Origin of the sequence: Synechococcus sp. R55.7, assembly GCF_047461955.1 — a bacterium.
Classification (GTDB): domain Bacteria; phylum Cyanobacteriota; class Cyanobacteriia; order Thermostichales; family Thermostichaceae; genus Thermostichus.
The window spans coordinates 2,642-9,261 of the sequence record NZ_JANSIC010000104.1 but is presented as its reverse complement, the minus strand read 5'-3'; the positions used below and the strand labels follow the sequence as shown (position 1 = coordinate 9,261).

The following is a 6,620-nucleotide window of genomic DNA, read 5'->3' as shown; positions in this document are numbered from 1 at the left end:
TCGCCATCGCCAACGGGAACAGCGGTCTGCAAAAGGGTTTGCGCTCGGGCAATGACTTCCGCTTCGGCAGCTCCACCGCCAATGGTGCCCAACAGGGTGCCATCAGATCCCACGGCCAGTTTTGCCCCCGCCTGGCGAGGCACAGATTCCTGGGTGCGGATCACGGTGGCCACCACCAGCGGCCCGCGGGAGAGCATATCTGCCAACTGTCGGTAAAAGGTCTCGTCCACCTCAGCCTCGGTTATGCCTACGGCACCCTAGCGGGAACGGTCAGGGACTCAATGATCAAGAAAGCCCCTCTAGGATGGCCTGATGGAAGGCAACCCGGAAAGCCTGGAATCCGTTCTCCTGCCGACCGTGGTAGACGGCGTTGGTGAGCAGCGTCACCACCAGCTCCCGCTCTGGATCGATCCACAGAGAGGTTCCGGTGAAGCCGGTGTGGCCGAAGGCGCTGGGGCTGAACGGGTAGCTGCTGGCCAAGGGATCCGGAGAGCGCAAGGCAAACCCCAAACCCCGGCGCTCGTGACAGCAGTGCGCATCACCTTGCCGAGGCAACTGCTCGCGGGTCATTTCCCTCACCGTTTGGGGCTGCAACAGGGATCCCGTCAAAAAACTCTCCCCGAAAGCAGCTACTTCCTCTGCCGTGGCAAACAGTCCGGCATGGCCGGCGATCCCGCCCAGGCGGGCGGCATTTTCGTCGTGAACCTGCCCCTGTAGGCGGCGCTTTCGCCAAGGACACAGCTCGGTGGGGGCACAAGAGACAGAGACAGGGGGTGGGTCGAAAGGATCCCCCGGATAAAACTGAGTTTGGCTCAGGCCCAGAGGCCGCAAGATCCGGGCATGCAAGATCTGATCCAGAGGGGTTCCGCTCAGACGTTCCAAAGCCAGCCCCAGCAGGATCAATCCAAGATCGCTGTAGACTCTGCGGGATCCCGGCCTGTAGGCAAAAAAGGTGTGCAGGGCCATGTGCCGGGCCGATTCGGCATCGGGCTGTCGAAACAGGGGCCGCCAGGCGGGCAAACCGGCGGTGTGGGCCAGCAACTGTCGCACCGTCACCTGTTCTGTTGCAACAAGCTGGCCTAAGGATTCCGGTTCCACAGCAATCCATTTCCCCGGCTGCAGAGGATCTTCATAGGGGGCAATGGGGCGGGATCCCTGAAACTCCGGCAACAGGAGACTCACCGGTTGATCCAACAGCAACGCTCCGGCTTCCACCAGGGCCATGCAGGCGGTGGCGGTGTAGAGCTTGGTCAGCGAGGCCAGGTCAAAACGGGTGGCCGAGGTTGTCGGTTGGCGCCGGGTCTCAGGGTCGAGATGGCCTGCCGCCCTTGAGTAAATACACCTTCCCTTGTGGCGGATGGCCACTTGGGCAGCGGGGAAAAGGTGCGGAATGGCAGAGTTGAGCAGCCCCTCCAGCAAGGCTGGATCCCAACCCATCTGCTTCTCCTCCTGGCTTGGGGATCCCCAGTCCAACAAACAACTTGTAACGGTGTTTACAAAAGCCTACCGCTTCCCCAGCTAGGATGCCACCACGGCAGGCTACATCATCAAGGGATCCCGAGTGCGGCTGGAGTTGTTGCAAGCCTTTTTGAACGTGGTGGAAACGGGCAGCTTTTTGGCCGCTGCTCGCCTCAGCGGTCTGACCCAATCGGCCATTAGCCGCCAGATCCAGGCCCTGGAGGAAGCGGTGGGGGCTCCGCTGTTGCATCGCAAAAGCCCGGTGGCTCTAACCGTAGCTGGGGAACGGCTTTTGCCCCATGCCCGTCGCATCTGTCAAGAATGGCAGCGGGCTCAGGAAAGCATTCGAGAATGGCTGCAGGGCCAGCAAACTGAGCTCTGCATTGCTGGGATCCATTCTCTGATCGCCCATCAACTGCCGCCGGTGCTGCAACAGTTTTGCCGGGAGTACCCAGAGGTGCAGTTGCGGGTTACCGCTCTGGGCAGCGACCGCGCCTTAAAGGTGCTCAGGGATGGGCTGGTGGATGTGGCCCTGGTGATGGAGAACCCCCTGATGACGCGGGGGGCAGAGCTGGTGGTGGAGCCACTGTACTCCGAGCCAATTCAAGTATTGATGCCCGCCACCCATCCCCTCAGCCGCTACGAGCGGATCCCCTGGAAGGTGCTGGCGGAGTATCCCCAGGCCGTGTTCAAGGATGGCTATGCTATGCGCTCCTTGGTGGGATCCCATCTGGCCCGGCAGGGGCTTCCCCTGAAAGCAGCCCTGGAACTGAACACCTTGGATGCCTTTCGGGGGGTGGTGCGACAGGGGCAGCTCATTGCCCTCCTGCCGGAGTCGGCCCTGGTGGACTGCTGCGCCGATCCGGATTTGCAGGTGCGACCCACCGAGCCCCCCCTCTTGAGGCGACAGGTGGTTATGGTTACCACCAGCGATCGCTATCGGATCCCTCCCATTCGCCGGTTTTTGCAGTTGGCCGCCCAGCTTATCAGGCAGTCTGAGGTTGAGCCTGCTTCCGGCGCAGATCCCCATTGGCCCTCTGCTGGGCTGTTGTCGGTTTTGTAGAGACCTTTTGTAGAAATTTCTGGTCAAATACCCATATCGGTAGTTTCAAGTGTTCCGCCCTTATCTCCCCCTATCCTGAGTAGCCCAGCGCTCCCGACCGCCGATGCTATGAGCCAAGAGTTTCGCGAGCTGTTGAAAAAAATCGGCAGCGGCACCCACACCCACCAGGATCTCAGCCGGGCAGAGGCCGCCAGCGCTGCTCGAATGCTCCTGCGGGGGGAGGCCACTCCCGCCCAGATCGGGGCTTTTTTAATTGCCCACCGCATCAAGCGCCCCACTGCCGAGGAGCTGGCCGGTATGTTGGATGCCTATGCAGAGTACGGCCCTCTTCTGCCCCGGCAGGATCTGCCTCATCCCTTGATCATCTTTGGCCATCCCTACGATGGCCGCTCGCGGACGGCACCGCTGGGGGTGCTGGTGGCTTTGCTGCTAGCAGCGGCAGGGTCAGCCGTTTTGCTGCATGGCTCTGGCTTCTGTCCCACCAAGTATGGGCTGCCCTTGGAAGCGGTGTGGCGGAGCTTGGGGGTGGATTGGCGAGGGCTATCCCTGGAGCGGGTGGGGCAACTGCTGGAACAAACCGGGCTGGGATTTTTGTATTTGCCCACCTGTTTTCCCCAGGCTCAGGCTCTGATGGACTACCGGGATCAAATCGGCAAGCGCCCCCCCTTGGCCACCTTGGAACTGGTCTGGACGCCCTACCAAGGCCCCTTTCACCTGGTGGCCGGGTACGTGCATCCGCCCACCGAGGCCACGATGCTGGAGCTGTTTGCCCTGCGGGAGATCCGGCAATTTACCACCGTCAAAGGTTTGGAAGGCAGTTGCGACCTGCCACGGGAGCGAGCGGCCATTCTCAACCAGGGCGGGAAACGGCTGCTCTTGAAGGCTCGCGATTGTCACTTGGCAGGCCCGGAGATTCCCTTCTCCGGAGAGAAAGAGCTGCTCCGGCAGATGCAGCAGGTGCTCAGCGGGGATCCCTGTGAACTCACCCCAGCCGTTCTCTGGAATGGGGGTAGCTATCTGTGGCTCCTCGGCCACGCCCCATCCTTGCCAGAAGGGATCCAACAGGCGGAAGACCTGCTTCGCTCCGGACGGGTGATGGAGAAGCTGAAACAACTGATCCAGGTGATTGACCTCTCCTAGGACTGGCATCCCCTGTTTTGATGGCTGGAGTCAAGCTCTCCAGCCCAGGAAAGAAAGCCCCCCGGCCAGCTCCAGGGGGCGAGAAGCCGAAGGTTGGATCCTTTAGGGCAACAGCTCCTCGATGGCCTCTTCCTTGGTGTTGGTGCGGCGGGAGAGGGTGCGGCGGTCGAAGGTCATGTGGATCTCCCGGTTTTGCTCGCCATCGGCAGCCACCGCAAAGATGGGGAAGTCGATGTTGCCGTCTGGGAAAGCCATGTGGAAGCGGAAGGTGCCATCGGGGTTGAGCTGGATCTTGCGCCCGCCAATGGTAACGGTGGCATCCGGCTCTGTGGCCCCATAGACAATCAGCTCGGCATCGGCCACCAACCAGAACTTGCGAGAGCGCTGCGGCAGCACTTCGGAAGCCCCCGAGAACAGGCCCAGGCCGGATCCTGAAGCCATCCAGGGAGCAGCGGGCACCTCCGCCATGGCCATCCCCATCATGCCCACACCCGAGGGGATGATAAACGAGCTGATGGCCTGCTCGGGCACCAATTGGCGGCTGCCCATCTGGTGGCTGCCAAACAGGGATCCCGCCACCCGCATCGCCTCAAAGCCACCCACCATTTCCAGGAAGGGATCGACCGTGGCACCCTGCTGCGGCTCATCGCCCTTGTAGGCCACCACACCCATGCCGGTGGCGCTGCGCTTGTAAGGCTCGCTGAGCTGGTAGAGGGTGCGGCCCTGCAGGGCCATATCGAAGGGCACCGTCAGGAAATGCTCTTCAAACCAGTCGGAGGGAAAGACTGGCGGCACCATCACCGCCGCCGAGCGGGCCAACATCAGCCAGCGGCCATCTGCCGTCCGGTAGCCAATTTCCACAATGTAGGAACGATCGCTCACCGGGATCGGCAAATACCACTCCCGCGCCAACTCGTCACAGGGGTACTCCTGCATGCTGTGGGCCGGCTGGTAGCTGAAATCGATATCCGTCACATCGTAGAGGCGCAGCGCCAACTGTTGGCCGCCCTCGCGGCGCTTGCTTTCTTTAGCCTCGTTGGGCACATCCCAATAGGCGTAGGCCCACTGGGGATCCCGCGGCAGCAAAACGATGCGGCTTTCCCCATAGCCCTCCGGCAGATCCCCCAGCCCTTTGTCCACATCGGCCAGATCCGTCTTGCCGGCAACCTCTTGACCCCTAAACTTCGTTTGGGTGACCGATTCTTGCCCCTTGGGCTCCGGCATGGCATCGACAGGGCGGCCAGCTTTGACTTGGGCCTCTCGAATGGCCTCAATCAGCTGGTCTTTGGTCATGCGGCTGTACTTGGGGATCTGATAGCGGGCAGCTTCTTCCCGCAACTGCCGGATGGTCATTTCTTCCAACGGGATCCGCTCTTGTGGCATGGTCGGGGTCTCCTGTCTTCGACAAATCGGGCTTCGTGCAATGCTCCAGCTTTTGTCCTATGGGCCGATCCCAGCTTGTGGTTCTGAGGACAACCTTGAACCTGCTGATGTATCGGCTTGCCTCGGGCTCTCCAGCCGCTGATGACCACAGGTGGGGATCAACGGGGATCATCAAGAATGATGAACCCATGTTTGCGTATTTTTGCCTGTCGGTCAAGACCCTGGGGATCGCTGGGGATCAATCTCTTGTTCTCCGACCCACCTTTAGGGAGAGGCCAGGAGCCCCAGCTGCTCTCAAGCCAAGGGGAAGACTGCGCGGGATCCCCTGCCGAACCGGCCCTGCCTGGGTAGCATGGGGGAGGATGAGCGGTTGCCGAGCGGGCCGCAGGTTTTGAGGCCAAGAGGTGTGGGCATGAGGTGGTGGAAGTATAGGATTCAAGGCATACGGATCCAAGTGAGCTGGGCAGCACTGGGGATCCTGCTGGCGGGGCCGGTCTTGCCGGTGGAAGCTGTGGATGCCCAAACGCTGTTTCCTCCCCTTTACCGCTTGCAAGGGGGATCCCCTACCCTGCCCGCTTCTGAAGCAACGCCCTGGCGTCCAGTAACCCAGGATTCTGTTCCGCTCCCACAAACAGATCAAGCCGATCCAAAAGTCCAGCCGGCCCAACCCGGCCATGGAGAAGTGGCAGAAGGCCCGGTTTTCGATCTGGATCTGTTGCGGCAGTTCGGCACCAGCCCTGGCGGCAGTGGCTCTGGATCCCGGCAGGGGGAAGTGATCGGGCCGGGCAGCGGCCAGAGTGGGGTGCGCGGAGCCAGTCCTGGCTCAGGGGTGGGCACAGGCCAAGGGCCAGGGGGCGGAACGGGTCTGGAGGCGGGATCCCAGCGGCGGGAACCGCAAGTGACAGGGTTGATTGTGGATGCACGAGGCTTGGATTTCTTGCCTAGCCAGTCAATGCGCTTGTTTGATCCCGATGGCAATCAAGTCTATACCCCCGTTACTCTTGGCCAAGACCTCAACGCGGCCTTTGTGGGCAGCGAGGGCACAGCTGCCTATGCCACCTCGGAAGAGCAGGCCCGCTCACTGGTGAACCGCATCGGGGAACGGCCTCACCGCATTCGTGCCATCCGCACCCTGGGCTACGACCTGGTGATTTCCGCCGAAGATGCTTTTAGTCTGCGCCAGATGAATGCGACAGATGGCTTTCTGGATCGCTTTGCTGTGGTGGTCATCTGGGATGGCAGCCAAGCCAGTCTCCCCTGAGGCCCAGGGATCCCAGCATGGCCATCAAAGCACAGGACAGAGGAATGCTAGCCTAGCAAAAGTGCTCTGTCTGCACCACCCGCACCACCTCCAGCGGGGTTGATATCTTCCTGGGGATCCCAGCCTTATGCAACGGTTTGCCAACCAACCTCTGCGGGAACATCCCCACCTGGCGGTGTTTTCCTCCAGCAAGGTGGGCAATTTTGTGGTTACCATCCCGCTGTTGCGGGGCCTCAAGGAGAAGTACCCCGATTGTGTGCTGGACTTTTTCGGCAGCGAAATTACCCGCGACTTCGAACTTCACTGTCCCTACAT

General features: G+C 61.3%; 6 protein-coding genes and 1 pseudogene. 4 read left to right on the top strand and 3 right to left on the bottom strand.

Going from position 1 to position 6,620, the window contains the following annotated elements:
• Together NW820_RS07145 and NW820_RS07140 are read right to left on the bottom strand one after the other, a co-directional pair.
• Window positions 1–230, bottom strand: a 230-nt coding sequence (locus NW820_RS07145; protein ID WP_414407090.1) for an XdhC family protein, incomplete at its 3' end; no start/stop codon positions are given.
• Window positions 231–285: 55 nt separating this feature from the next.
• Window positions 286–1,437 (bottom strand): serine hydrolase domain-containing protein, encoded by a 1,152-nt coding sequence (locus tag NW820_RS07140; RefSeq protein ID WP_414407089.1) that lies wholly within the window; start codon window positions 1,435–1,437, stop codon window positions 286–288.
• Between the two features lie 124 nt (window positions 1,438–1,561).
• Here NW820_RS07140 and NW820_RS07135 point away from each other — a divergent pair, with 124 nt between their 5' ends.
• Both NW820_RS07135 and NW820_RS07130 read left to right on the top strand, forming a co-directional pair.
• Window positions 1,562–2,521: a LysR family transcriptional regulator gene (locus tag NW820_RS07135; protein WP_414407088.1), complete on the top strand. Its 960-nt coding sequence runs from the start codon at window positions 1,562–1,564 to the stop codon at window positions 2,519–2,521.
• A 108-nt stretch (window positions 2,522–2,629) separates the two neighbouring features.
• Window positions 2,630–3,661, top strand: a complete 1,032-nt coding sequence (locus NW820_RS07130) for an anthranilate phosphoribosyltransferase family protein (RefSeq protein WP_414407087.1) — start codon at window positions 2,630–2,632, stop codon at window positions 3,659–3,661.
• Between the two features lie 102 nt (window positions 3,662–3,763).
• Here the strand turns inward: NW820_RS07130 and NW820_RS07125 are convergent, their stop codons facing one another.
• A complete protein-coding gene (locus NW820_RS07125; protein ID WP_414407086.1) occupies window positions 3,764–5,044 on the bottom strand; it encodes a DUF4912 domain-containing protein in 1,281 nt (426 codons plus the stop codon).
• Window positions 5,045–5,498: 454 nt separating this feature from the next.
• Between NW820_RS07125 and NW820_RS07120 the strand changes: the two genes are divergently transcribed.
• Together NW820_RS07120 and NW820_RS07115 are read left to right on the top strand one after the other, a co-directional pair.
• Window positions 5,499–6,305, top strand: coding sequence for a hypothetical protein (locus NW820_RS07120; RefSeq protein ID WP_148202674.1), 807 nt, complete (start codon window positions 5,499–5,501; stop codon window positions 6,303–6,305).
• 127 nt (window positions 6,306–6,432) lie between these two features.
• Window positions 6,433–6,620: pseudogene (locus NW820_RS07115) on the top strand (glycosyltransferase family 9 protein); the annotation flags it as partial.